Source organism: Streptomyces sp. NPDC033270, assembly GCF_055576575.1.
In genome coordinates this window covers 128,751-153,188 of record NZ_JBVIRA010000005.1, presented here as the reverse complement: position 1 = coordinate 153,188, position 24,438 = coordinate 128,751, and the positions used below count along the sequence as shown (strand labels likewise).

Annotated in this window: 21 protein-coding genes; 3 read left to right on the top strand and 18 right to left on the bottom strand. The window is 70.5% G+C overall.

Features of this window, described 5'->3' with window-relative positions; translation table 11 throughout:
- Positions 1-102: 102 nt before the first annotated feature.
- The 15 genes from ACZ5XZ_RS10620 to ACZ5XZ_RS10550 form a co-directional block, all read right to left on the bottom strand.
- Positions 103-831, bottom strand: a complete 729-nt coding sequence (locus ACZ5XZ_RS10620; protein WP_468976283.1) for a glycine-rich domain-containing protein — start codon at positions 829-831, stop codon at positions 103-105.
- An 83-nt stretch (positions 832-914) separates the two neighbouring features.
- A complete protein-coding gene (locus ACZ5XZ_RS10615; RefSeq protein ID WP_468976280.1) occupies positions 915-1,244 on the bottom strand; it encodes a hypothetical protein in 330 nt (109 codons plus the stop codon).
- A 464-nt stretch (positions 1,245-1,708) separates the two neighbouring features.
- Positions 1,709-2,095 (bottom strand): hypothetical protein, encoded by a 387-nt coding sequence (locus tag ACZ5XZ_RS10610; protein ID WP_468976278.1) that lies wholly within the window; start codon positions 2,093-2,095, stop codon positions 1,709-1,711.
- Positions 2,096-2,682: 587 nt separating this feature from the next.
- A complete protein-coding gene (locus ACZ5XZ_RS10605) occupies positions 2,683-2,877 on the bottom strand; it encodes a hypothetical protein (RefSeq protein ID WP_468976614.1) in 195 nt (64 codons plus the stop codon).
- A 308-nt stretch (positions 2,878-3,185) separates the two neighbouring features.
- Complete coding sequence (locus tag ACZ5XZ_RS10600) at positions 3,186-3,509, bottom strand: hypothetical protein (RefSeq protein WP_468976275.1); 324 nt, start codon at positions 3,507-3,509, stop codon at positions 3,186-3,188.
- Positions 3,510-3,513: 4 nt separating this feature from the next.
- Complete coding sequence (locus ACZ5XZ_RS10595) at positions 3,514-8,334, bottom strand: putative T7SS-secreted protein (RefSeq protein ID WP_468976272.1); 4,821 nt, start codon at positions 8,332-8,334, stop codon at positions 3,514-3,516.
- Positions 8,331-8,942, bottom strand: a complete 612-nt coding sequence (locus ACZ5XZ_RS10590) for a hypothetical protein (protein WP_468976270.1) — start codon at positions 8,940-8,942, stop codon at positions 8,331-8,333. The genes ACZ5XZ_RS10595 and ACZ5XZ_RS10590 overlap by 4 nt, the downstream gene beginning before the upstream one ends.
- A gap of 2 nt (positions 8,943-8,944) precedes the next feature.
- Positions 8,945-9,421: an SseB family protein gene (locus tag ACZ5XZ_RS10585; protein WP_468976267.1), complete on the bottom strand. Its 477-nt coding sequence runs from the start codon at positions 9,419-9,421 to the stop codon at positions 8,945-8,947.
- Between the two features lie 192 nt (positions 9,422-9,613).
- Positions 9,614-11,437 carry an FAD/NAD(P)-binding protein gene (locus ACZ5XZ_RS10580; RefSeq protein WP_468976265.1) on the bottom strand — a complete coding sequence of 608 codons (1,824 nt, stop codon included), beginning with the start codon at positions 11,435-11,437 and terminating at the stop codon, positions 9,614-9,616.
- 93 nt (positions 11,438-11,530) lie between these two features.
- Entirely contained in the window at positions 11,531-11,617 is an 87-nt protein-coding gene (locus tag ACZ5XZ_RS10575) for a class III lanthipeptide (RefSeq protein ID WP_199812551.1), read from the bottom strand.
- Between the two features lie 67 nt (positions 11,618-11,684).
- Entirely contained in the window at positions 11,685-11,780 is a 96-nt protein-coding gene (locus ACZ5XZ_RS10570; protein WP_393485503.1) for a class III lanthipeptide, read from the bottom strand.
- A gap of 117 nt (positions 11,781-11,897) precedes the next feature.
- The gene (locus ACZ5XZ_RS10565) at positions 11,898-11,975 is read right to left on the bottom strand and encodes a class III lanthipeptide (protein WP_355782455.1); all 78 of its coding nucleotides are present in this window, start codon (positions 11,973-11,975) and stop codon (positions 11,898-11,900) included.
- A 9-nt stretch (positions 11,976-11,984) separates the two neighbouring features.
- Positions 11,985-14,642, bottom strand: a complete 2,658-nt coding sequence (gene lanKC / locus ACZ5XZ_RS10560) for a class III lanthionine synthetase LanKC (RefSeq protein WP_468976262.1) — start codon at positions 14,640-14,642, stop codon at positions 11,985-11,987.
- Entirely contained in the window at positions 14,639-15,463 is an 825-nt protein-coding gene (locus tag ACZ5XZ_RS10555; RefSeq protein WP_468976259.1) for a GNAT family N-acetyltransferase, read from the bottom strand. The genes lanKC and ACZ5XZ_RS10555 overlap by 4 nt, the downstream gene beginning before the upstream one ends.
- A gap of 79 nt (positions 15,464-15,542) precedes the next feature.
- Positions 15,543-16,802 carry a beta-ketoacyl-[acyl-carrier-protein] synthase family protein gene (locus tag ACZ5XZ_RS10550; RefSeq protein WP_468976256.1) on the bottom strand — a complete coding sequence of 420 codons (1,260 nt, stop codon included), beginning with the start codon at positions 16,800-16,802 and terminating at the stop codon, positions 15,543-15,545.
- Positions 16,803-17,344: 542 nt separating this feature from the next.
- On the opposite strand from ACZ5XZ_RS10550, the gene ACZ5XZ_RS10545 reads away from it, so the two are divergent.
- Positions 17,345-17,524 carry a DUF5708 family protein gene (locus tag ACZ5XZ_RS10545; RefSeq protein ID WP_384424094.1) on the top strand — a complete coding sequence of 60 codons (180 nt, stop codon included), beginning with the start codon at positions 17,345-17,347 and terminating at the stop codon, positions 17,522-17,524.
- 60 nt (positions 17,525-17,584) lie between these two features.
- On the opposite strand, the gene ACZ5XZ_RS10540 is transcribed toward ACZ5XZ_RS10545, so the two are convergent.
- Positions 17,585-18,832: a helix-turn-helix domain-containing protein gene (locus ACZ5XZ_RS10540; protein ID WP_468976253.1), complete on the bottom strand. Its 1,248-nt coding sequence runs from the start codon at positions 18,830-18,832 to the stop codon at positions 17,585-17,587.
- Positions 18,833-19,201: 369 nt separating this feature from the next.
- Between ACZ5XZ_RS10540 and ACZ5XZ_RS10535 the strand changes: the two genes are divergently transcribed.
- On the top strand, positions 19,202-19,870 hold the full coding sequence (locus ACZ5XZ_RS10535) for a DUF1707 SHOCT-like domain-containing protein (protein WP_468976250.1): 669 nt from the start codon (positions 19,202-19,204) through the stop codon (positions 19,868-19,870).
- Between the two features lie 14 nt (positions 19,871-19,884).
- Positions 19,885-20,715, top strand: coding sequence for an ABC transporter permease (locus tag ACZ5XZ_RS10530; RefSeq protein WP_468976248.1), 831 nt, complete (start codon positions 19,885-19,887; stop codon positions 20,713-20,715).
- Positions 20,716-21,097: 382 nt separating this feature from the next.
- Here ACZ5XZ_RS10530 and ACZ5XZ_RS10525 read toward each other — a convergent pair whose 3' ends face one another.
- Both ACZ5XZ_RS10525 and ACZ5XZ_RS10520 read right to left on the bottom strand, forming a co-directional pair.
- Positions 21,098-22,819 carry a thiamine pyrophosphate-binding protein gene (locus ACZ5XZ_RS10525; protein ID WP_468976245.1) on the bottom strand — a complete coding sequence of 574 codons (1,722 nt, stop codon included), beginning with the start codon at positions 22,817-22,819 and terminating at the stop codon, positions 21,098-21,100.
- Entirely contained in the window at positions 22,816-24,057 is a 1,242-nt protein-coding gene (locus ACZ5XZ_RS10520; protein WP_468976242.1) for an aldehyde dehydrogenase family protein, read from the bottom strand. The genes ACZ5XZ_RS10525 and ACZ5XZ_RS10520 overlap by 4 nt, the downstream gene beginning before the upstream one ends.
- Positions 24,058-24,438 lie beyond the last annotated feature (381 nt).

Here is a 24,438-nt window from a genome sequence, read left to right as displayed (position 1 = left end):
TCGCCACGTACCGTGCACTGATCCACTCGCTCATGCTGGCTTCTCCTCCGCTCCCCCCAACGACACTAGAGCCGTCGGGGGGAGCGGGCACAGGGTGACGTATCAGTTGGGCCCGGTGTTCGAGCAGTCGGCGCCGCACCCGGCGGGTGGTGGCTCGGAGTGTTCGCAGGTCGCCGCTACGGGAATCGTGCCGTCGGTCGGACCGGTCCACAGATCCGGATCGGGAACGTACCCGGCGACTCGGATCGCGTCCTGGGTCCGGGCGAGGGCCCCGGGGTCGTGACGCTCGGGGCCGGGAGGCTCCGGTACGTGGTGCACAAACAGCCCGAGCCTGCGCGCCAGGTCGGCCTTGACGCGAGTGTGCAGGATCAGAGCATGCCACCCCTCGTCGACCACGCGGGACGGCTTGAGGCGCAGGCGCGGCCGCTGGGCGCAGGCCGCTTCGAACTTGATCGCCTCGGCGACGATGCGTTCAGCGGTGGCACGTTCCATGCCGGGGTTGTTGGTCAACACCGTGTCCGTAACGCCTGCGAATGCGGCTGGAGAGACCAGGTCGCGAGGGTCGGACGCCTGCGCGTGCCCTTCGGTGGCGCCGTCGTCCGGGCGGCCGTACCCGCGGTCCGGGCCGTCCTCGCCCGGCATGGGCAGTCTCGCTCCCCTACTCTCCGCCACCCGGCGCACATCGGCCAGAGATCCGGTCAACTCGACCGCCAGCAAGTGGCTTTCTCTGGGTGCCCACGACCGTGCTGCCAGGACGCCACCCGCTTCCTCGATGAGTTCGGCAGCCGCGTTGAGCTGCACCACCTCCACTTCATCGGCAAGCCGGGACAAGACCCCCGTCCCGTCACCGACAAGGAAGCACGGCTTTCCGTCCAGGCTCAACCACGGCAGGCGCCGCGCGGAGTCAGTGGGACTCATCGGCCCGCCACCTCCACACCGTGAATCCAGCGCGGCCCGGCATCAAGCCCGTACTCCGCAAACAACAGCGCCCGCCGTCGCCCACGCTGCAACCGCCGCTCCCGCCGCTCTTCCGGCGTGAGCACGTACGGCCGGAGCAGGGCCGTATCCTCACCCTGCAGCAGCTCCGGTCGCTCGCCACGTACCCGGGGTGGCACGAGTGTCGCTGCCTCGCTGCACCTCACAGCGGGCACAGCGGGCACAGCGGCATTGGACCGGTGACGCCCTCGCGCGGGCAATAACAGCCGGACCGTCAGTTCGAAGATCTTGGCGATAGTCTTCGCCATGTCGTCAACCTCCCAGGGGTTGGTGGCCGCGCCCCCGGACGTTGGCGCGTCGCGGGGGTCTGCATTGTCCGCAGTGACTCGGGGCATCTACGAGACGCCCAAGCCGGGTCAGCCCCTCACCTCGCGGTTTCCGGGCAAAGGGGCCTCGATACGTGCACGGAGGGGCCGAGGGCCTCTACGAGCGAGGCGAGAAGCGATGCGCCATCCGCGCGCGACAGAACCAGGTCAACAGTGCCGCACTGCTCATCCACGGCGTACAAGGCCAGGGCAACGCGAATCTCTCCCGAAACACAGTCGATGACGTGCGGTTCGTCCCGACAGGTCGATGGGTGCAATCGGGTGCCCAGATGCCTTTCCATGTGTCACCCCGTTCGGTCTACGCGAAGGCAAGGTGCGTCACCGTATGGGCCCGTGCAACAAAGAAGGGGGACAGACTGTCCCCCTGTCCCTGCTTGTCGCCTTAGTCAGACGGTCGATACTCCAACCGCCTCCGCCAGCCGGCCGGCGTCCTTGCGCATCGCGCGTGGCGCGGAACGCCACAAGTCGGCGGCCACGACACGGGCGGACGGGGTGTAGGCGACCGTCTCCGCGCCGATCCGGTGAGCCACCTGCATCACATGCAGCGCGGCAGTCCGGTCGCCACGCTGGAGGTGTCCTCGGGCGACTTCCACCCACAGCTGTGCGCGCCGCTCGCGGGAGGGCATCACATCGGGATCGATGTCGTCGGCGAGTCCACGTGCCTTCTGCGCCTTGCGCAGATCAGTCGCGACGCTGACCGCGTGGAAATCGACGTTGGCCCGACCGAACACCGTGGACGGATGGACGTACGAGGCTGGCAGGGACTTCGCCACTTGGTCGCCCTTGTCCCAGTACCGCCACGCGTCACCCTCACGGCCCTCTCGCGCCACCGTGACCGCGGCGTGCAGCTGAAGCGCGCCGTAATGCCACGCCAGTCGTCCGGAGCACCATCAAGGTGGGGCCGGAGGAGGTCACCGGCCTCGGCGACGATGCGCAACGCTTCCTCGGGGTACGAGGTCTCGCGCAGGATGTTGCCCATGTTCCATGCCGCAGCGGCTATGGCGGCAGGCCGGTCGGCGTCCTGCGCCGCGGCAAGGGCACGGTCGGCAACGACCCACGCCAGCTCGGCGGGAGCCACATAGGCGGTGGCCTGCCCCGTGAGCCGGTAGACGTCGGACAGCGCCGCCAGGACGGCACGCCGCTGCTCACCGTCGAGAGCCCGCACGGCGGCTTCGCCGTCGCGGATGAGCCCGGGGGAGCAAAGCTCCCACCTCAGTACGTTTGCGATCGGAGGTGTGCCACAGGCGCCACGTCTGCTCGACGCGGCCTTGCAGCACCGCCGGCCCTGTGGGACCCATGACCGCCGAAGTCAGGGAGCGGTTCATCGCCACAGCCCAGATCTCAGGCATCGCCGGATGGTTCATCCTGCCGAGCGGGACCAGCTGCGCCGGACCACCGTCGCTGTCCCCTGTGAGTACGGCAGATCAGAAACCTGAAGCGCCGCACCAAGACTCAACAGTAGGGAATGCGAGCGGAGTTCACGCTCCCTCGTCTCGATCTTCTTCAGCCAGTCAGGGCCTCGCCCACAGAGATTGGCGAGCGTGGCACGCGTCATGCCACGCGACTCCCGAAGAACTCTGATCCGCTCGCCGGTACTGAGCTCGTCTGGCAGATCCATGCGCGCCCCCTTGGTGGCGTGGCTGTCCTGGCCTGCGTAGGGGCGGGACGAGGACCGTGGGCAGATGCATAGTAAGCGGACCCGACACTGCCCGGCGAGAGTTCTCGACCCAGTTGCAGCAGGCGACGGTCAGGTGGGGAAGCCGGAGCTTGCGCCAGGAGAGATCTCCGTTGGCGAGAAGGACCTAGCTGGCCCGACAGGGCCTGGTGGAAGCGTGCTCCGATCGCCGCGATACCGCCTAACCCTCACCTTGTGACAATGCCGGGTGCCGAGTCAAGGACGTCCCGCTTGGCCAGTACGTCCGCTCCAGCTCCAACGAGCGTGACCTTGCCGGAGTGGACGGTGTCCAGCTGCTCAACCTGCCTTCCATACCACTCGATAGCGGTCAGCGTGAGATGTGACACGTCCATGCTTGTGTCACCCCCGGCACCGAAGCGGTGAAACACCATGCCCAAACGCGCTGTCCCCTCAATACAGCGGACCACGCACACCGCCCTGTCTTCCACGACTCCGGGAGTACCTGGTGTCACAGAATCAACTGACTCGATGCTCAGGATCACCTTCTGCAAACCATTATCCTGCACGTCCGTGGGCCTCCTCAACGAAGTGGGCGATCTGTTCCGGAGAGAGTTTGGGAACATCGTATTCGAGAAGCGGATCAATGTCGCCGTTGCCGATCTTGCCAGGGACATGGATGCCCATCTCAGAGAGGATATCCCGTGCCGTAGATGACGGTATCTGCACGGACGCACGGGATGATAGGTCCGCCGGACTCAGTTCGACCGGCCACTCCGCCTCTCGTGCGATATACCCCTGATGGACAGGAACCCCGTCCAGGGCTCCACGCGGATAGATTTCGACGACTGCATCGCCGAACCGTTCCGCCTGCGTCGCGAAGACGGTGGCAACACCAGGGTCGGACGAAGTCGGAGTGATGCCATGCCGCTGCACGCCGGGACTTCCCTCGAACCCTCTTGTAGTTCCGCGGAACAGATGCGAGGGGCATGGCGACAGACCAAGTGGATCGATACCACTGTGCGGATTGCGGACGTACGTCGACGGGTTCGGCGCCGGGGCGAGGCCGAGCGGATCTGGGGTGACGTACCGCGCTACTTCCGGGTCGTAGTGCCGGAAGTAGTTGTAGTGAAGCTCGGTCTCAGGATCGTAGCATTGTCCCGGAAAACGTAGTGGCGTGTAGGCGTTGCCACCAGGTATCCAGGTGGCACCACCCCAGATGCTGCGGCAGATCTGCCAGGCGATATCCCCCTTCTCATCGACCAGTTCGCTGGGCGCACCAACGAGGTCGGTAACAATTGCGAAAAACCTTTGATCCGCGATGCGTTGAGATGAGGATTCCACGTCGGATACAAACTTCCGCTCACTTTGAGTGACCGGAGTCAGGCCCTTGAAATCCCACGTTAGGGTAATTCCCATCAGCCCGCTTGAGGCAAGCGTGGTCTGTTCAGCAAGGGCCATCCCGTCCCACGTAAAATCCGTTTCCTCGGCGATTGACAGGCCATCAGTTTCGTAACGCATCTTCGCGATACGGCGACCGAGAGGGTCATACAGATATCGCCAATTGGTACCGTCCGGTGTGACGACACCTGCAAGGCGACCTTCGGCGTCCCACGTGTAGTGCCAGGAAACTGGATTTCGGGAAACCCGGGTTTTTTGGCGGAGAGTTACGCGACCGAGGGGGTCGTGGTCGTAGCGGACGCGCCCGGCGCGGGTGATGCGGGTGCCGGTGTACGCGCGGTCGCCTCGGGCTACTGGGCTGGCGTGGTGGTCCGGCCAAGTAGCGTGGGTTTGATTGCCTGCTTCGTCGTAGGCATAGGTTTCGGTCCAGTCGGTGGCCCGGACGGCGGTGACGCGGCCGGCGCGGTCGAGGTCGAAGGTGCGGCGCCCGGTGTGGGAGTCGTCGATCGCTGTGAGGTTGCCGTCCGGGCGGTAGGTGTAGGCGCGGTGGAGGACGTTCTGTACTTCCGCGGCAGCAGTGTCGGGTGCCTGGACGGCTCCGGTTCCCACGGTGGTGAGGGATTGAGTGGTGAGGCGGCCGGTAGGGCCCCAGGTGTGGGCGAGCTGGAGCGTGTCGCCGATGGTGCGGGTGAGTTCCTGGCCGGCGGCGTCGTGGTCGAAGGTGAGGACGTGGCCGGCGATGTCCATGGCGGTGCGGTTGCCGGCGGCGTCGTAGGTGTAGGTGGTGGTGTGGCCGGTGGGGGTGGTGCGGGAGGTGCGGCGGCCCAGGGCGTCGTAGGTGAACGTCATGGTGCGGCCGTTGACCGATTCGGCGGTGACGCGGCCGAGGATGTCGCGGGTGTAGGTGACCGTCGCGTCCGGGTTGGCTGCCTGCTCCAGGTTGCCGCTGGTGTCGTGTGCGTAGGTGGTGATGAGGCCCGCGGCGTCCTTGGTCGTGATGCGGCCGAGGGTGTCGCGGGTGTAGGTGGTGACCTCGCCGAGGGTGTTGGTGCGGGTGGTGAGTTGGCCGGCGGGGTCGTGGGCGTAGGTGAGGGTGCGGTCGTCGAAGTCGGTCTCGGAGGCTAGGCGGCCTGCGGGGTTGTAGGTGTAGTTCCAGGTCAGGCCTTGGGGGTTGGTGACCTGGGTGAGGCGGAGTTCGGTGTCGTGGGTGAACTCGTGGCGGACGCCGTCGGGGTCGGTGCGGGCCGTGAGCAGGTCGAAGTGGCCGTACTCGTAGTGGGTGGTCTGGCCGATGGCGTCGGTGTGGGTGGTGCAGTTGCCCTCGCCGTCGTAGGTCCATTCCTCGGTGGCGCCTGTGGGGTCTATTCGGGCGGCGAGTTTGCCTTCCACTGTCCACAGCATGTGGGTGGTTTCGCCGAGGGGGTCGGTGATGGAGGTGGTGCGGCCGAAGGCGTCGCGGCGGTAGTGGGTGGTGGCGCCCAGGGGGTCGGTGACCGAGAGCGGCAGGCCGGCCTCGTTGCAGTAGAGGCGGGTGGTGTGGCCGAGGGCGTCGGTGATGGAGGAGACGTGGCCTCGGGTGTCGTGGGTGTAGGTGGTGGTGGCGCCGGTGGGGTCGGTGGACGAGGTGCGGTTGCCGGCGGTGTCGTAGGTGTGGGTCCAGGTGGTGCCGTCCGGGCCTGTGGCGCTGAGCGGGTAGCCGTCGGGGTTGTAGGTGGTGGTGGAGGTCGAGCCGTCGGGGAGGGTGACGGCGACCGGGCGGCCGTCATCGTCGTAGTCGATGTGGGTGGTGCGGCCCAGGGGGTCGGTGGTGGAGAGGATGCGGTGCTTGGCGTCGCGGACGGTGCGGGTGGTGGCGCCCGTCGGGTCCGTGGTCGCGACGATCTGGTGGTGGTCGTTGACCTGGTAAGTGGTGAGCTGGCCCAGGGAGTTGTAGTGGAGGTTGGTGCGTAGGCCGGTCTCCGGGTCCGGCTCGCCCCAGGTGAAGTTGCCGCGGAGGTGGCCTTCGATGCCGCCCTGGGAGATGCAGCGGTCCTGGTCGTCGTAGACGTAGTGGTAGCTGCTGTTGTTGGTGTCGGTCCAGGACGTGATGCGGGCGGCTTCGTCGTAGGTGAAGCGGAGGGGGAGGCCGGAGGAGTTGGTGACGGTGACCAGGTTGCCCAGCTCGTCGTAGCCGTAGGTCTTCAGGAGCTGGTCGGTGCCGTCGGGGGCCGCGCCGGCGAGGTGGAGGGCGGTGATGCGGCCCTCTTCGGTGGTGAGGAGGAGGCGGTAGCCGGCGCTGTGGGTGAGGGCGGTGGGGGTGCCGTCTTCGGTGTAGTCGAAGGTGATGTGGTTGCCGCGGCGGTCGGATATCTCGTCCAGGACGGCGAGGTCTTCGGTGTAGGTGGTGAAGTAGCGGCGGATGCCGGTGGCCGGGTCGGTGAGGAGGTAGTCGCCGTCGGGGGTGAGTTCGAGGGGTGCGCCGTCACCCTCGACAGGGAGGGTGGGGACGCCGACGGCGGGGTGGGGGTAGAGGAGGAAGTTGCCTTCTTCGCCGATGAGGATGACGCCCTCGGAGTCGATCTCCAGGCGCTGGTCGACCGTGGACATCCAGGTCGGGCCGAACCAGCGGCCCTGGCGGTAGGACGACTCGAAGGTGCGGGAGAAGGTGAGGGGGAGGCTGCCGGGGAGGGTGATGTCGGTCTGCGGCAGGTGCATCCGGCCGGTGGCCATGTCGATGGGGTCGCTGCCGAAGGTCTTGCACCAAGTGGTACGCAGCCGGTCCCGGACCGTGCGCTTGCCGCCCTCCTTGGCGGCGGTACGGGCCGCGGTCTTGGCGGCGTTCTTTGCGCCAGCCTTCGCCGCGCCCTTGGCCAGTCCCCCCGCGCCCTTGCCGCCGATCGCGTTGACGACCAGGGCCCCGAACGCGTCGCCGGGGTCGCTGCCCCAGCCGGAGCCGAGCATGCCCTTGGCCGTGTCGATGGGGTGGAGCGGGGCCTGGGCCAGGCCCATGAGCAGGGTGGAGGCGTTGTTGGCGAACTTCCAGGGGTGGGTGATGTTGTAGGGGTCCAGCGGGTTGACTGTCCGGGCCAGCTTGATGGTCTCGGCGCCGGCCTTGAGGGCGCCGCCGACCATGTGCGCGTTCTGGAGGACGAAGGCCTTGCCGCCGTCGGTGAGGGCCGCGCCCGCGAGGTCGGTGAAGGCGGGCTTGTCGGGGGCGTGGGCCAGGGCGCCCTTGAGGGCGTTACGGGCCCGCTCGGCGGCTTCGTTGCGCTGGTTGCGGGCGGTTTTGAGCATGTCCTGGGCGGCCTCGCGGCCCTCGCCACCCGGATCTGCGTAAGCGCCGGGCTTCTGCGGCTGGGCGCCGGGGTTCTGCCCGTTGTCGACGGCCGTGTTGTAGGAATCGACCTGCGCGTTGTACGTGTCGAGCTTGGACTTGTAGGCGTCGAGGGAGCGCCGGGTGGCCTCCGTCGCGTCGCGGTACTTGTCGATGGCGTCGGCGGCTTTGCCCTGGGCCCAGGACACCGTCTCCGCGTAGGACTTCAGGGCCTTGTAGGCGTCGTCGCAGGCGTCGGCGGCGTGCATCCACTGCTTGGGGTGCATGTCGAACTTCTCGCGGAAGGCGTCGGCGGCCTTGCCGCTCCAGTGCTGGTGCGAACCGATCTTGCGCATGCCTTCGGCGACGCGGTCGAAGGCGGCGGAGAAGTCCTTGAGGTGGGACGCCGTTTCGTTGATCTTCGCCACGTCGCCGTGGATGAGTTCCTTGGGATCCTCGGTCTCGCCCAGTTGGCGTTCGTCGACGTGGGCGCCCAGGGCGCCGGCTACGTCGGCGCCGGCGGAGCGGACCGCGTGTCCGGCGTCGTCGAGGCCGACCGTCTCCAGGGCATCGCCGGCCAGGTCGGAGCCGTGCTCGACCAGCTCGCCCGCGCCCCGCTCCACGGCGTTGGTGAACTTGCTCGCGCCCTCGCCTATCGCGTTCAGACCATCGCCGAGCCAGTTCACTTGCCCTCACCCCTGTGACCCTGCGAACCCCTTGGCTCGTGGAACTCCGTGGTGACGTCGGCGGGATCGTCGAAGGGGCGCTTCATCCGGTCCGGGACCGACTGGACGTCCTGACCGAGCTTGTCGGCCGTCTGCAGCATCCGGTCACGGGACTCCAACGACTCCGCGGACGTCGGGTCGAAGTCGACGTTGAAGGGATTGTCGGCGGCTATGTCGCCCCAGGACGTCTTGTGCAGCTGCTCGGCCGTCTTGGACGGATCCCCGATGGCGGCGTTCGCGGTCTGCTTCAGCGCGTCCGAGACGTACTGCTCCTGCTCGTAGTAAATGCCGGCGGTCAGGCCCAGCTTTTTGGAGAATTGGTTGGCGTCCTGCATCAACGTGCGGACGCCCCAGCCCCAACGGTCACAGAAGGACTCCAGGACGGCGGCCAGACCGTCGTCGCCGCATTCCATGTTGTCCAGGGACAATTTGTCGAAACCGCGGCCAAGTTGGGCTTCCACGTCAAAGCCCAACTCTTTGAGTTCGGCCGTCGCGGCCTTCAGGCCTTTCGTGAGCTGCTCGAATGCCTCGGGCTCCAGCTGGTACCCGTTCCCGCCTATCAGGCCCATTTCTACGCCTCCCCCTTGTGCGGTGCGACGGCTTCCGTTCCGCCGCCCGTCGACATGTCGTCGCCTGTCGATATGTCGGCACCCGCTGAAATGTCGTCAGTCGTTGATACGTCGATGGCCGCGCTGTCGGGGACGATCCCGGTGACCGGCGGGAACAGCGCGCCCTGCTCACTGCCGGCGTCCAGGGCCACCCCCGCAGGGCCCTCGATGTCAGGAATCAGCACGTCAAGGACGCGGGCGCCGGACACCGTGACGTACTGCCACTCCGCGCCGGGCTCGCTGCCACGGGAAAGCGCGAAGCGCGAGAGGGCGCCTTCGTCGGTGAAGGCGTACAGCCAGCGGATGCCGTCCCACTCCGTCGAGAGGAGCGTGTCGTTGACCGTCGGAATCAAGACATGGGTGCGGCGGAATTCGCCCACCAACGCGGCCGGATCCGGCCGTCCCGCGTGAATTGCCGCTACCTCTTCGGCCAAAGACATGGCGGTCCGTCCCCTCCCCCGATACCCGATTCCCCGCTCAACTGTTCCACCCACTTTGGCATACGGCACTGACAATGCCGCCGGGGACACTCGGCAGGAAAACCGGCCGCCGGTTCTTTTTATTTTCAAATAGGGGTACGGAGTAGGCGGCAAATGAGGCGAGTTGGGAGAGACTGGTGATTTTGGGGCGCCTCAGTCATCCGCGAGCAAGCGTCGCGCTATCGCGTCGTTCTGCCGGAAGTACACGGCGTTTGACCCCGGGCGGGGGAACTGGGCCGGGCCGGCGATGATGCGGTCCGTGTGCTCGACACCCTGTGTGTCGACCGGGTGCAGGTCCGCGCCGGAGAGGTGGAGTTGACCCGTCGGGGTGCCTTCCGCGTCGCGTTCCGGGACGAGTTCGCCTCGGGAGGTCAGGGCCCGGAGGAGGGGGTCGGCGGGCCGGGCGAGGTCGGGGGCCGCCAGGCGCGCGTCCAGGAGGATTGCCGCCTCGTGAGCGGTGTTGGGGAGGGCGGGGCTGGTCGCCCGGAAGAGCGCGGGCGCACCTGAGGGTCCCGGCTCGGTGATCTCCACCCGCATCTCCGGCCCCACGAACGTCACCACCCCCGCCTCCGCGAGCGCCAGCAGTTGTTCGGCGCGCAGGGGCGGCGGGCCCGAGCTGAGGTAGGTGCCGAGGGTGAACTTGGACAGGGCGTCGCCTACTTGGTCGGCGGGCAGGTCGCCGGAGCGCCATAGTTCCTCGATGATCGTGCCGAGTCGTGCGAGCGCGTCGACCAGGGCGGTGGCGACGCCGCGCGCGGGTCCCGTACGGCTACGGAGGACGTCAGCGAGATGGCCGTGCAGTCGCTGCTGGAGATCGTCATTGCCCGTGAACCGCAGGCCGTCCAGGGGGGCGGTCAGGCGCTTCAGGTCGAGGCGGTCGGCCGGGTCGGGGACCGCCTCGCGGGCGAGTTTGGCCAGTCGTTCGGCGTCGGTGAGCAGCAGCGCGTACTGGGCATCGAAGTCGTCCCAGGTCATACGGGTGCGGTCGGGCTGTTCGGCGAAGAGCGCGCGGTAGTGGCACCAGGCCAACTCGGCCAGCACCAGCGGCCAGATGTCGCGGGTGAAGGAGGCGCCGGGACGGGCGAGCAGGGCGCGGCAGGCGGTGATGGTGGCGAAGCGCAGGGGCGGTGGGACCGGGGCCGGCGAGGGTGGGGCGGTGGGCGCCGGTTTCGGGGGGAGCGGGACGCCGCGGCGGGAGCCCGCGTAGAGGCGGGGCTCGCGGCCGGACGGCAGATAGCGCAGGCGGCCGTCGGGGGTACGGTCGTAGCGGCCGCCGCGGCCCTCGGTCAGCAGTGCCAGGCAGTCGATGAAGACCAGGCCCAGTCCGCGGACGAGGACCGGTGCGCCGGGCGGTATCCGGTCCAGTGCGTCGGGGTCGGCGGGGCCGGGGCCGATGCGGGTCAGGCCCGGTGGGGCGGGTTCGGCGAGGGCCTGGGTGTGGCCCTGGGCGAGGACCACCCGGTCGGCGAGGATGGGCGGGTGGCCGGAGTCGAGGATCACCTGCTGGCGACGGCCGGAGGGCGAGTTCCCGTCCGGATCGGTACGCCGTAGGTCGACCGCGCGTGCACGGTGGAGGAACAGCCGGACGGACGTGGGCCGGTCGCGGGTCACCGTTGCGAAGAAGTGGCGTAGATAGCGGCCCTGGTCGCGGCGGGCGGCGTAGGCGCCGTCGTGCAGCGGGGCGTCGAGCCAGTCGGCGGTGGTGGGGCCGGGGCGCGGCGGGCCGGCGCAGGTGACGCTCTCGTCGGGGTACATGGTGACGTGCTCGGCGGCGGAGTTCATCCACAGCAGGCCGGGCTGGTCGGTGCGCCAGGTGCGGCCGGCGCCCGGAGGGTACGGGTCGACGAGGTGCAGGTCCAGGGGGCGGTCGCCGTACAGGGCGGGGACGTTGGCGAGGATCCGTTCGACGATGGAGGCGCCGCGGGGACCGCAGCCGATGACGCAGAGGGAGCGGGCCGGGCCCGTGGGGCTGTTCAACTGGCCTCCGTCCGTAAGGCTTTCAGACCTCCGTCCCCGAACAACAAAGGGCCCGGTGGTCCCGCGCCGAGGCGCGGGCCACCGGGCGCCGGGTCAGCAGCCGGTGCTGACGGTGGAGCCGAGCGCCTGGGCCTCACGCTCGCCCGGCACCTCCAGGCCCTGAAGGTCCATGATGGTCATTGACGACACCTCCCTTCCGTTGTCCGGTCCCGATGTGTACCGTGCGTACTGGACACCGAACTCGGTGTCAGCAGCCGCCGCTGACGGTGGAGCCGAGCGCCTGAGCGTCACGCTCGCCCGGCACCTCCAGACCCTGAAGATCCATGATGGTCATTGACGACACCTCCCTCCGGGGGAGTGGCAGTGACAGTGGACAGCGGTACTGACGTGCCAGGTGCCATGCGGGGCACCTGGAGCCCCGGGCTCGTGCACAGCGGTGCACGGGCCGCCGGGCGCCGCGTCAGCAGCCGGTGCTGACGGTGGAGCCGAGCGCCTGGGCCTCACGCTCGCCCGGCACCTCCAGACCCTGAAGATCCATGATGGTCATCTACGACACCTCCCTTCCGTCGTCCGTAGTGGCCGCCGCCCCGGACGGGGCGGTGGTGGCGCGCTCCGGGACGGCCGAGTGAACGGCCGCGGCGGACCGCGGGTCGGTGAGGAACGGGAGCAGCTCGGTGCCCCGTTCGGCGGCGGCGAGGGCCAGCAGTACGCCGGCCCCGCCGGTGGCCACGTCCATGGAGATCCGGGCCCGGCCGTCACAGGGGAAGACCGTCGCGCCGTTCAGCGTCATGGCGTGCTGGTGGAGATTGGCCAGGTGGCGGTGCAGCTGCCGTGCGGCGGTCGCCGCGGGCAGCGGGACGTGCGCGCGCAGGGTGGCCAGGGTGCCGATGAGGCCGGCGCGGCCGCCCCACAGGCCCGATTCGATGGTGAAGTCGCAGGAGCAGGCCCGCAGCAGGCCCGGTAGGGCCTCGCGGATCCGCGTGTCGTCGCGGTGGCGGAGGACTTCGGCGGCCACCAGGGCGATGCCGGCGCTGCCGTTGTCCAGGTAGGGCAGCAGACGGAAGCCCTCGTCGACGTGGAGGGTGTCCTGCGGGCCCGGCGCGCAGCGGTCCAGGTCGCGGTGGACGGCGCGGAGCGCCTCGTCCAGGAGGGCCGGGTCGCCGGTGGCCTGATGGGCGCGGAGCAGGAACAGCGCCGGGCCCGACCAGCCGTACATCAGTCCGCCGGCGTGGGTGGAGCCGCGCCGGCGCTTGCGCTCGACGGGTTCGCGGCGGGCCGCGGTGAGCCGCTCGGTGACGCGGTCGGCGAGGTCGAGGGCCTGGCGGCGCAGGGCGTCGTCGTCCAGGGCGTCGGCGAAGTGCAGCAGGTTCAGGCCGACGCCGGACAGGCCGCGGTAGAGGCTGGGGCAGTGGCGTACGGGGAGTCGGCCGGCGGCCCGGTCGAGGGCGCGCAGGGACGCCTCGTTCTCGCCCAACTCCCGTAAGACGTAGGCGATGCCGTGCAGTCCGTCGTAGAAGCCGGTGCGCTCGGCGGGGACCCGGTCGACGGCGGCGCGCAGCCAGGCCGTGCCCTCCTCGTCGTGCTCCCCGAGGACGGTGTGCCGGGCCCACAAGACGCCGGCCGCGCCGTGTGCGAAGCCCGCGCCGCCCTCGGCGAACTGTGCGAAGTCGCCGGGGTAGAGCCGGTCGGGGCGGTGCGGGGTGGCGCTGTCGCGCAGCCCGCGGCCGATCGAGGCCAGCACGTCGGGCGGCGGGAACGGGCCTTGGACGCTGCGGATCTTGGCGGTGGTGTTGTCGTTGGGGGCGAGCTGCGGGGCCAGCCGGGACACCAGGTGGCCGGGGAGGCCGAACCGCCGTGCCGCGGTGTCGAGCAGCGCCGGCGCCTTGTCGGGGGCCAGGCCGCCGAGCGCGGCGAGCGGCAGGAACAGCCACAGCGCGATGGCGGCCAGCGCGTAGTGGTCGCCGTCCGCGCCGGTGGCGTCGGCCCGGTGGAAGCCCGGGGCGCCGAGGCTGCTGGGGGTGGCCCGGTCGACGTCGTCGGCCACCTCGAAGTCCAGGAGCACGGGGATGTCGCCGGGCTGGATGATGAAGTTGCCCGGGTGCAGGTCGCCGATGCGCACGCCGCGTCCGTGCACCGAGGCGATCAGCGCCTCGATCCGGCCGAACAGGGCCAGGGCGCGGTCCCGGTGGGCGGCCACGGCCGCCTCGTCGGGCTCGGGAACGGTCAGCGGGTAGACGCCGGCGAGCCAGGACTGGAAGTCCTGTCCCTCGATGTCCTCCAGGACCAGGAACAGGTGGTCGCGGACCTGGAGGGTGCCGAAAGTGCGCGGGATGCCGGGCAGTCCGGCCAGCTTCGTCAGGATGCGGTGCTCGTGGGCGAGCCGGCTGACCGCGTCCCGGCCGACGCCGTCCGTACCGGAGTAGGGGCGGCCCTCCTTGAGGACGACGCTGCGCTGCCCGGCACCGAGGGCCTGGTCGCCGACGGGCTCGGCGCGGTAGACGCCGCCGCCGTGCGAGAAGTGCAGCGCCCCGGTGATCCGGTACGGGAAGTCGTCCACGGTCTGGCGGGCGGCCAGCGAGTCCTTGAGGACGTCGGGCAGCGCGACCCAGTCCGGGGTGTGGAAGACGGGGGTGCGGCGGTCCGGCTCCAGGGAGCCGTCCGGGCGCCGCAGTGCGGTGACCAGGTCGCCGTCGGCGTCTTCCATGTAGAAGGTGCGGAAGCCTCCGTAGCGTACGTAGAGCGGGCCCTGCCGGAAGCGCAGATCGGTCAGGACGTACGGGCCGGGGCGGCCCCCGACGATCGCGTCCAGCCCTTCGAGGGTGCGGGCCAACTCGGCCTCGTCGGCCGGGTAGACGGTCAGCAGCTTGCCGGCGGAGGAGCGTTGGGCGTACTTGCGGCTCAGGGCGCGCAGGACGTTGGCGCTCTTGAGGTACTTGAAGGTCAGGCCGTGGCGGGTGCAGTAGGCGGCGACGTCGGCGATGGTGCGGGGGGCGTCGTCGGGGGCCGCGCTGATGTGGATCTTCCAGCCCTGGTCGGGGAGTCGGTCCTCGGGCGGGCGGCAGAAGGCCCAGGCCTCGTTCTCGTCGTGCGTCCAGCCGTCGGGGAGGGGCGGGGCGGGGAAGCGCGTGGCTTCCAGGTCCCAGTTGCCGGGCCAGTCGAAGAAGGTGCGGTCGGCCAGGGCGAAGCTCTCGGCGCCGTCTCTCATGCGGCACCTCGGGCGGATGCGGGGCCGTTGGCCTCTTCGGACGCTGTGGGCGCTGTGGGCGCTGTGGGCGCTGTGGGCGCTGTGGGCGCTGTGGACTGTATAGGCACTGTGGCCTCTGCTGGCGCCGTGGTCTCTGTGGGCGCCGTGGTCTCTGTGGTCCTGGTGGAGTCGTTCAGGTAGGCGGTCAGCGCGGTGCGGCGGCCGGCCGTCGACAGATGCTCGGCCAGGATGGCGCGGGCCTGGGTCTTGTCGTCCTCGGAGACGAAGTCGTCCAGCCCGACGTTCAGTACGCGGTTGTCGTCGCTGGGCTTGAGCGAGGCGTAGTGCTCGTCGCGGAGCAGGCCCCACACGATCGCGTCGTGGTACTGGCCGTCGAGGTAGCAGTGGTCGCGCAGGATGCCTTCGACCGTGAACGGGGTCTTGGTCATCAGCCGGATGATGCCCTTGTTGTAGCCGGCGGTGGTGACCTGCACCCGGTGCGCGTCGAGCTGGTGGAAGAGGTAGTCGACGAGCAGCACCACGGCCTCCGCGCCGTAGCCGCGGCGCCACAGCTCGGGGGAGCCGATCGCGCCGCCGACGGTGAAGCCGCCGATCCGGCCGGAGCGCTGATAGCTGACGGTGCCGATGCGTTCGCCGTCCTTCGTGCGGATCACCAGGTGGTGGACCCGCCCCGAGCGGTTGGCCTGCTCGACCTCGGCGGCGCCCAGCAGCTCCCAGTCACCGCTGAGCACGGCCGCCGGCGAGCCTGGCCGCAGCCAGGAGGCGATCGCGGCCCAGTCGTCGTCGCCGGGCCATTCCAAGGTCACCAGTCGTCCCTGCACGGTGCGTCTACCTCCTCGGTGGTGTCGTGGATCTCGGTGGCGTGGATCGGGGGGTGCGGTGCAGCGGGAGCCGGGCGCCTCACGCGGTGTGGCGCTTCAGTACGAGGACGGCGTTGTGGCCGCCGAATCCGAACGAGTTGCTCAGCACCACGTCGCCGTCCCAGTCGCGGGCGCCCTTGACGACCAGGTCGAGGTCTTCCTCGTCGGGGTGGTCGCAGTTGCGGATCGGTGGGATCCGGCGGTCCCGTAGCGAGAGCACCGCGGCGGCGGCCTCGGCGGCACCGGAGGCGCCGAGCATGTGCCCGGTCATGCTCTTGACGGCGGTGACCGGCGTACGGCGTAGGTGGTCGGGGCCGAACACCTCGCGCAGGGCGGCCGCCTCGATGCGGTCGTTGAGGACGGTGCCGGTGCCGTGCGCACTGATCTGTCCGACGTCCTCGGGGGCGCAGCCGGCGTCGTCGAGTGCGCCGCGCATCGCGCGGACGGCGCCGGCTCCGGTGGGGTCGGGGGCGGTGGCGTGGTGGGCGTCGGTGGTGGCGGCGTAACCGGCCACCTCGGCGAGGATCCGGGCGCCGCGGCGTTCGGCGTGCCCGGCCTCCTCCAGGGCGAGGACGGTGGCGCCGACGGACATCACGAAGCCGTCGCGGTCCCGGTCGAAGGGCCGGCTGGCGCCTTCGGGGTCGTCGTTGCGGCGGGAGAGGGCCCGGGCGTTGGCGGTGCCGGCCAGGTCGACGGCGGTGAGCGAGTCGTCCGTGCCACCGGCCAGCGCGAGGTCGGCGCGGCCGCTGCGGATCAGGGCGGCCGCCTCGCCGATGGCCACCGCTCCGGTGGCGCAGGCCGCGGAGACCGCGTGACTGGGGCCGGCGATCCCGTACTTGATGGACAGCAGGCTGGTCGGGTGGTCGATGGCGGTGAGTACCGAGTGGTACGGGGAGACGCGGCGCGGGCCGTGCTCCTTCAGTACGTCGTACTGCTGCTGGATCGCGGGGGCGGCGCCGTAGCCGGAGCCGATGACCGCGGCGAAGCGGTGCGGGTCGATGCCGGCCGGCGGTTCCAGGCCGGCGGCGCGCAGCGCCTGGGCCGCGGCGACGACCGCGTACTGGGTGAAGGCGTCGCTGCGCCGGGCCTCCTGCGGGGTGAGGTGGCCGGTCGTGTCGAATCCGGTGAGGTCACCGCCGATACGGACCGGGAGGCCGGAGGCGTCGAAGCGGGAAAGGGCGCGTACCCCGCTGCGGCCGGCGAGCAGAGCGGCCCAGAAGTCCGCGGTGGTGTTTCCCACGGGGGACACCACGCCGCAGCCGGTGACGACAACGCGCCGCCGATCCGTGCGTAACTCCATGAAACCCGCCTCCTGATTTTCAGCCCCTGTTGTCGCGCCGGGGCGTCCTCATGACCAGAAACATGACAGGGGAGTCATTGGGTTGTCAACAGGTCGGTCTGCGGAGAGTCAGGTGAGCGCTCTCATCGGAGGTGCGGTGCGGGCGGTCACCAAGCCACGTACCAGCGAAAACGCTCTCAGGCGCGTGACTTGTAGAGTCATGAAAATTGACTATGGGGTCCCTGGGGAGGGATCGAGAGGGCCGGGTTGGTCGGCCGGGGGCGGTGTCCGTCGCGGCCTGGTTGCCCGGTCGGGCGCACGGCCGCGTGGCGGGAACCGGCGGCCTGTGGCGACCGGTGGCAGCTGGTGGCAGCCAGCGTCCGGGCCCCTCGTCGGCGCTCGTCGCCCCCGGCAGGGCCCGGTGTACATAGAAAGTGACAGACGGCGGGGCGGAAAGTGCCTACCTGCGGATGATCCGAATGCCCCGGTCGACCGGGACGCTGGTCCGTACAACCGGCTCCGCCCGCTTGCGCGGGGCCCCGCCTCAAGGGACGAGGGAACTCATGAAGGGTATTGCGGTAGGTATTGTTCTGGCGATCGTCGGCCTGATCATGTGGCTGACCACAAAGGAAGTGGAGACGCCGTACGTCTCGCTTTCCAAGGTCGGGCTGGTGCTGGCGATCGTCGGTGGCGCGGAGGCCTTGTTCGCGCTACTGGGGCTGGGAAAGAAGGCCAATAAGTAATTGCGCATTGCGCGCAATAACGGCATTTGCGTCGCCTGGGCACATGGGGCCGGGCGGTCGTCAGCCCCGCTTTTCGAGGAGGTCCGCCAGCCGTTCCCGGGCCCGCTCCGCGTGCCGGTACGCCTGGGCCCGGCGGAACAGCTCCGCGGAATACCGGAAGTGCCCGGCCGCCCTTTCCCGGTCCCCCGCCCGCTCACACGCCGCCGCGATCTCCAGGAGCGCGGCGGCCTTCTCATGGCGGCGGCCGGTGTCGGGCAGCGCGGCCACCTCCGCGCCCAGCTCCGCCAGCCGGCCCCGGTCGCCGGCCGCCTCCGCGTACACCGCCTGCGCGGTCGTCAGCCACAGCGGGAAGCCCGGCTCCTGGGCCACCGAGGCGACGACCAGGCCGCGTTCGACGATGCTGTGGGCCGCCGCCGTCTCGCCGCGGTCCAGCAGCAGCAGGGCGTAATGCCCGTTGATCTTCTCCCAGAGTGGGAAGCCGGCGGCCGGGGTGACCCGGCGGGCGCACTCACCCAGTAGCGCCGCGGCGCGCTCCGTCTCGCCCCGGTCGCGCAGGTCGAGCGCCCGGTGCAGATCGATGACGGCCCGCGGCCCCGGGAACACGCCGTCCGCCGGGGGCCGGCCGTGATCGGTGTCGGGTGCCCAGTCGGGGCAGCCGCTCCAGTAGGCGCAGCGGGTGAGCACATCGAGGACGAGCAGCGAGTGGAATCCGGTGCCGGGGTGCCGGTCGGCGCATTCGAGGGAGCCGGTGAGCGCGTAGCGCAGGCCGTCCTGGACCCGGCCGGCCGACTCCAGCAGGTCCGCGAGCGCGACCAGGGCCCGCAGCCGGGCCTCGGCGTACGGCGCGGGGGCGAGCGCGTCCAGCATCCGCAGCAGGACCTCGGCGCCCTCGTCGGCGCGGCCGAGGGTGCCCAGTATTTCGGCAATGGCGAGCTGCGCCTCGGTAAATACGTCGTCCTGCCGGCCGGCCGGATCACTCTCGGCCAGTGCGCGGAATTCCGACAGCGCCCCCTCGGCGTCGCCGCCCTCCCATTGCCGGCGGGCCGCCACCAATCGTCCGACCAGGTCGAGCCTGCGCACCCGGCCGGGGCTTTCCACCGGCTCACCGGCCGCGGATATTTCGTCCACCCCGACCCCGAGGCGGGCCGCCAGGATCCTGAGTGCCCGGCCACTGGGAATGCGCTTACCGCGTTCGACGAGCGAGATGTAGCTGGACGACATTTCGGACCCGGCAAGGTCGTGCTGTGTCATTCCCGCGCTGACCCGAAGCTCTTTGATCCGCCGCCCGGTGTCCGCCAGCTCAGGCATTCGACAAACCCTCCGGATTTCAACGGTGGATGACTCCTGCCGGCTGCACCAAATCGGCGAGTCACAATGAGTGCTGGGCACTTTACCAACGAGTCAAGAAGAAGTCGACCGAAGTTTTGATTCCTTCACCGGTCTTCACCAGGGCTACCGAGATCATTTCGCCGACTAGGGCCTGGCCGATGGGTCGGGGTCGGAAAGGCCTCGACCGGGACCGGAAAACCGGCCGTCGAGTACACCGAACTGTGTGCGCCGGATCCCGGGGTCAACCTTTCGATGTACTACCCCACGGCGATGCCCGGGCCCGCCCTGACGTGGTCGGATGAAGCCCTCACCACCCCTTCACCGCCGGAACCTGCGGAGGCACCCTCCATGACGCAGCCCCAACGCCCCGATCTGCACAAGGATCCGGCCTCCCCGCCCGCCGCCGGCACCTCCTCGCGTGCGGTACTGGCCTCGGACGCCGAGCGCGAGGACATGGTCGAACGGCTCAGGGAGGCCACCGCGGAAGGCCGGTTAACCCTGGAGGAACTGGCCGAGCGGTCCGAGGCGGCGTATCTGGCGCGCACCCGCGAGGAGTTGCTGTCCATCGGCGAGGACCTGCCGCATGTGACACCCCCGGAGTCGGCCGGCTCCGAGACCGGACAGCGCACCTTCCGCGCCCTGTTCGGCGACCTCGTCCACCACAGCCCCTCGCTGACGCACGGCATCGAGGCCACCGCGGTCTTCGGTGACGTCACCCTCGACCTGTGCGCCTCGCCCGCGCCACCGACCGGCGAACTGACCATCACCGCCCGCGCGTTGATCGGCGATGTGCATCTCCTCCTCCCCGAGGGCGTGCGGGTCGAGATGAACTGCGGCAACGTCTTCGGCGATGTACGCGATCTGACCCGGGCGCACTCCGGCCCGGAGGCCGTCACTCCGCGCGTGCGGATCACCGGCTCCGCCGTCCTCGGCGACATCGTCGTCGCCCACCCCAGCTCCGACCGGCGCACCTACTGGCAGAAGTGGCTCGACGAGCGCCGCGGCCGGGCGGCCTGACCGGAGGGGAAGCCGTGACGTCGTATCGGGCCCTGCCCCGCACCGCGCCGCCGGCGGACCTCGCCGACGAGGGCCGGATCGGCCTGCGGGCCACGGCCCGGCACACCGGCGCGCTGGTCCGCCGCAATCTCCTGCAGATCCGGCAGAACCCGTCGTCGATGACCGACGCCCTGCTGATGCCGATCGTGCTGACGGTGCTGTTCGTCTTCGTCTTCGGCGGCTCGATCGGCGGCTCCCACGCGCAGTACACCGCGTTTTTGATGCCGGGGCTGATGGTCATCCTCGGGATGACCATCGCGATGGCCGTCGGCCTCGGCGTCAACGACGACTTCCGTACGGGCGTGATGGACCGCTTCCGTACGATGCCCATCGCCCGCTCCTCGGTGCTGCTGGCCAAGGTGGTGGTGGAGACCGGCCGGATGCTGGTCGCCATCGCGGTCCTGCTGCTGGCCACCGCGGTGCTCGGCTTCGACTTCAGCGGCCGCTGGCCGGGCGTACTGGCCGCGATCGGCCTGACCACCGTCTTCGGCACCTCGCTGATCTGGACCTTCATGCTGTTGGGCCTGACGCTGCGCACCGCACAGTCGATCCAGGGCCTGTCGGTGCTGGTCCTGACGCCGCTGCAGTTCGGCTCCTCGATCTTCGTCTCGCCGGCCACCATGCCGGACTGGCTGCGGGCCTTCACCCGTGTCAACCCCCTGACCCATATGGCCGACGCGGCCCGCGGACTCGCCTTGGGCGAGGGCCCGGTGGCCGGCCCGGTGACCTGGACGCTGGTGTGGTCGCTGGGCCTCACGGCGGCCACCGCGCCACTGGCCGTCGCCAAGTTCCGCACCAAGACCTGACACCGATCCGTACGGAACGTGGTGCATCCCCGTGCACGCCCCCGGCGTGGCACCCACCGTACGAAGAAGCCGTGACCCGGCCCCCTCCCGGCCACCCCCGGGCCAGAGGGAGCCGGGTCACGCGAACGTCGGCAGGCGAAAGTCGGCACGTGAATGTCGGCCGGGCCTCCGAACCTCCGGGCCTCCGAGCCTCCGGGCCTCCTGGAACCGGGGAACCGGGGAATCGGCGAACGCATGCGGGCTCCGGGAATACCGCCTCGGCTCCCCACGTTGTGGCCCCGCAGGGGGCCCTCGCGTCCCCTACGGGTTCTGTTCCCCCACACCTCAGGGCCTCCCCGCCCCCGCCCCCTCGGACAAGCCCCGCCCCCCGAGGGGAAGCCCCCTAAGGCTGTGCGCCCTCCCGCTCGGGGAAGTCGCCCGCCGAACCGGTCATCCCCGGTGGGGTGTCGGTCAACGCGACCGCCACCTCGACCACCGCGGTGGTCCCCGCGGCGACCCGGCGCCAGGCGTCCGCCAGTGCGGCGGGCAGTTCGTCGGCGGTCGTCACCCGCCGGTAGCCGAGGCCGTACGCGCCGGCCAGGCCCTCGGTGCCGGTGGGGCGGGGCGTGGTGAAGGCGAAGCGCGAGGTCGGGCCGGAGACGCGGTCGAGGTTGGACTGGAGCCAGCCGTAGCCGCCGTTGTCGAGGACGACGTAGAGGACGGCGGCGCCCGCGTCGGCCACGGTGGGCAGTTCGCCGCGGAACAGGTTGAACGCGCCGTCGCCGACCACCGCGACCACCGGCCGCCCGGCCGGCTCGGCCAGCCGTACGCCGACGGCGGCGGCCGCGCCGAAGCCCAGCGGCGTCTGCTCGCTGGGGACCACGGAGCCGCCGCCGGCGCCGAGCGCGTAGTGCGGGAAGAAGTACGACCACATGTCCTGCAGGCCGTTCTCCTGGACCAGGACCCGGTCGGCGGGCACGGCGCGGTCGAGGGCCGCCAGCACCCGGGCGACGGGCACGGTGCCCTCGGGCGCCGCCTTCGCGGCCGCCTCCGCCCGGTCGGCGGCGCGCCGCGCCAGCGCGGCCTTCGCCGTGCGGACCCGCTGCGGCCAGTGGCCACCCGGCCGGTGGCCGGCCAGCAGTTCCGCCCAGCCGTCCACGATCCGTCCGGCGTCCCCGAGGACATACGCCCCGGGCCGCTCCATGACCAGGCTCTCTTCGCCCAACACGGCTTGGATGACCGGGAGTTGTCCGGTGCCGTCCGGCCAGCCGAAGGTGGCGGTCTCCTCCAGACGGCTGCCCAGCGCGATGACCAGACCGGCCTCGCGCCACAGGGCGTCCATCGGGGCGACGGTGTAGAGGCCGCTGACGCCGCAGTAGAGGGGGTGGTCCTCGGCGACGGTGCCGCGGCCGGAGGCGGTGGTGAAGATCCCGGCGCCGAGCCGCTCGGCGAGCCGCTCGATGCGGCGGCCGGTGTTGCGGTGCCGGGCGCCGCCGCCGACCAGCAGCAACGGCCGTTCGGCGGCGGCGATCCGCTCCGCGGTGGCGGTCAGCGCGACCGGGTCGGGGGCCGGCCGCTGGGGCGCGGCCGGGCGCCAGGGCCCGCTGCGGGCGACCGGCTCCGCCGCGACCTGCTCGGCGAGCTCCAGGTAGACGGGGCCCGGGGTGCCGTTGACGGCGACGGCGGCGGCCTTCTCCAGCGCGGCGGGCAGCCGTTCGGCGTGGTCGACGCGGGTCGCCCACTTCACGTACGGGCGGACCGCGGTGAGCTGGTCCAGCTCCTGGAAGGCGCCGGTGCCCAGCCGGTCGAGCCGGGTGCCGTCGGCGATCAGGATCAGCGGTGCGGCGGCCGAGCGCGCCTCCAGGACGCCGGTGAGCGCGTTGGTCAGTGCCGGGCCCTTGCCGATGACACAGACCCCGGGGCGGCCGGCGGCGAGCGCGTAACCGGTCGCCATGAACACGGCGTTGCGCTGGTCGCGGCAGAGCACCACGGTGGTGTCGGACGGCTCCAGCTCGCCGAGCAGCGCCATGTCGTCGCCGGGCAGCCCGAAGACCGCCGTGGTGCCGAGGTGGCGGAGGTGGTCGGCGATCGCGGCCCAGGCGGTGGGGTGGGTCCGTGCGGTCATCGGCCGCCTCCCGGGCGGTGGGCGGCTACGGCCTTGGAGAGCAGTACGGGCTCGGCGTGCAGTTCCCGGCCGTCGGAGATGTAGTTGGCCATCCGCCCGTAGCCGCCGAAGGGGGCGTTGCCGTCGTCGATGGACATCAGGGTGGTGTCGAGGGTGACGGTGGTGCGCCGGCGCAGCGCCTCGACGAGGGCGGGGGCGTGGCCGTAGACGCTGGAGCCCAGGGCGCGTTCGGTGAACATGCCGGTGGTGAGGGTCGCGGCGAGGGCGTCCTCGTCGCGGTAGCCGGCGACGTTGAAGATCGGGGCGAAGAACTCCGGTACGTGGGTGCGCGGGGTGACCTCCGTGCCGACGACGACGGTGGGGTCGAGGCGGCGGGCGCGGAAGTCGACGTGCCCGCCGTGCACGATCTCGCCGCGGTTGCCGGCGAGGAACTGCGCGCCGTCCGCGAGCGCGCTGTCGTAGAAGATCGGCCCGAAGTCGGCCTCGGGGTCGGTGTACGGGCCGTAGCGCAGGCCCTTGAGCTCCCTGACCAGGGCGTCGACGAACGGGTCGAGCAGCGACTCGTGGACGCTGAAGAGGTCGGGGCCCAGGCAGTCCTGGCCGGTGTTGAGGACCCGGATGGCGATCGCGTCGCGGGCCGCCTGCTCGGGGTCGGCCCCGGGGGCGACCACGAACGGGTTGACGCCGGAGCCGAGGAAGACGAACAGCTGGCCGGGGGAGAGCTGGGCGCGGATCTGCTCGGCGTTGGCGTAGGCACCGGTGAAGACCACGACGTCGGCGGGGAGTACGTGGTCGTGCAGGAACTCGCGCTGGCTGGCGCCGGTGAGGGTGATCGGCAGGCCGTGCCGTTCGGCGAGCAGGGTGTGCAGCCGGCGCATCTGGTCCTTGACGCGGCTGGAGGGGCGGAAGACCAGGCGGTCGGTGTAGAGGGCGGGTACCAGGAGGTAGAGGGCGTAGGAGTAGAGGATGACGTTCGACGGCATGAAGGCGGCCAGGCGGGGGACCCGGCCGGGCCGGTGGGCGGCCACCTCGTCCAAGGCCCCGTCGAGGGTGGCGACGGTCGACTCGATCTCGTAGCGCGCGGCGCGGTGGGTGGAGATCTCGCACAGCAGGTCGTGCACGGTGCCGGTGTCGTTCACCAGGAAGTCCCGGACCCGGTGCACGGCCGCCGCACGTCGGCGCTCGATGCTGCCCTCCGGCTCGGCGGCCACGGTCGGCCATGCGGGAGCGGAGCTCATATGTCCCTCCTCGGGGCGTAGTCCATGGAGGGTCAGCGTCAGCCAATTGTCATTTATTGTCAAGCAAAGTCAATGCACTCGACTAGCCCATGTGACAAGCGGTGCCAGTCCTGGCTGCCGCCCGGCGCCCACCACTCCCCCGATCTCCCTGCGCGAGGACCTCGAACCGGCCTCTCATCTGTCGCAATACCCGCACCGAGGCAAGGGGAATACCGACCTCCGAGCATGACAAAAAGTGACTCCTCGACCGGGGGAAGGTCGCCCGCGGGCGCCCCCGCGCGGGCGCCCGATGAGTAGACTCCCCGTCATCTGGCTCCCTCCGTACGGAGCCGTCCACAGAGCGTCACTGTCCGTCCCCCCAACTCAACTGCGAGCGATTTT

What these genes read in the sequence shown, in the direction of transcription:
- ACZ5XZ_RS10615 (WP_468976280.1), bottom strand. Translation starts at nt 1,244, where the DNA reads ATGGCGAAGACTATCGCCAAGATCTTCGAACTGACGGTCCGGCTGTTA.
- ACZ5XZ_RS10605 (WP_468976614.1), bottom strand. Translation starts at nt 2,877, where the DNA reads ATGACGCGTGCCACGCTCGCCAATCTCTGTGGGCGAGGCCCTGACTGG.
- ACZ5XZ_RS10590 (WP_468976270.1), bottom strand. Translation starts at nt 8,942, where the DNA reads ATGGGCCTGATAGGCGGGAACGGGTACCAGCTGGAGCCCGAGGCATTC.
- ACZ5XZ_RS10585 (WP_468976267.1), bottom strand. Translation starts at nt 9,421, where the DNA reads ATGTCTTTGGCCGAAGAGGTAGCGGCAATTCACGCGGGACGGCCGGAT.
- ACZ5XZ_RS10575 (WP_199812551.1), bottom strand. Translation starts at nt 11,617, where the DNA reads ATGACCATCATGGACCTTCAGGGCCTGGAGGTGCCGGGCGAGCGTGAG.
- ACZ5XZ_RS10565 (WP_355782455.1), bottom strand. Translation starts at nt 11,975, where the DNA reads ATGGATCTTCAGGGTCTGGAGGTGCCGGGCGAGCGTGAGGCCCAGGCG.
- lanKC (WP_468976262.1), bottom strand. Translation starts at nt 14,642, where the DNA reads ATGAGAGACGGCGCCGAGAGCTTCGCCCTGGCCGACCGCACCTTCTTC.
- ACZ5XZ_RS10550 (WP_468976256.1), bottom strand. Translation starts at nt 16,802, where the DNA reads ATGGAGTTACGCACGGATCGGCGGCGCGTTGTCGTCACCGGCTGCGGC.
- ACZ5XZ_RS10545 (WP_384424094.1), top strand. Translation starts at nt 17,345, where the DNA reads ATGAAGGGTATTGCGGTAGGTATTGTTCTGGCGATCGTCGGCCTGATC.
- ACZ5XZ_RS10540 (WP_468976253.1), bottom strand. Translation starts at nt 18,832, where the DNA reads ATGCCTGAGCTGGCGGACACCGGGCGGCGGATCAAAGAGCTTCGGGTC.
- ACZ5XZ_RS10535 (WP_468976250.1), top strand. Translation starts at nt 19,202, where the DNA reads ATGACGCAGCCCCAACGCCCCGATCTGCACAAGGATCCGGCCTCCCCG.
- ACZ5XZ_RS10525 (WP_468976245.1), bottom strand. Translation starts at nt 22,819, where the DNA reads ATGACCGCACGGACCCACCCCACCGCCTGGGCCGCGATCGCCGACCAC.
- ACZ5XZ_RS10520 (WP_468976242.1), bottom strand. Translation starts at nt 24,057, where the DNA reads ATGAGCTCCGCTCCCGCATGGCCGACCGTGGCCGCCGAGCCGGAGGGC.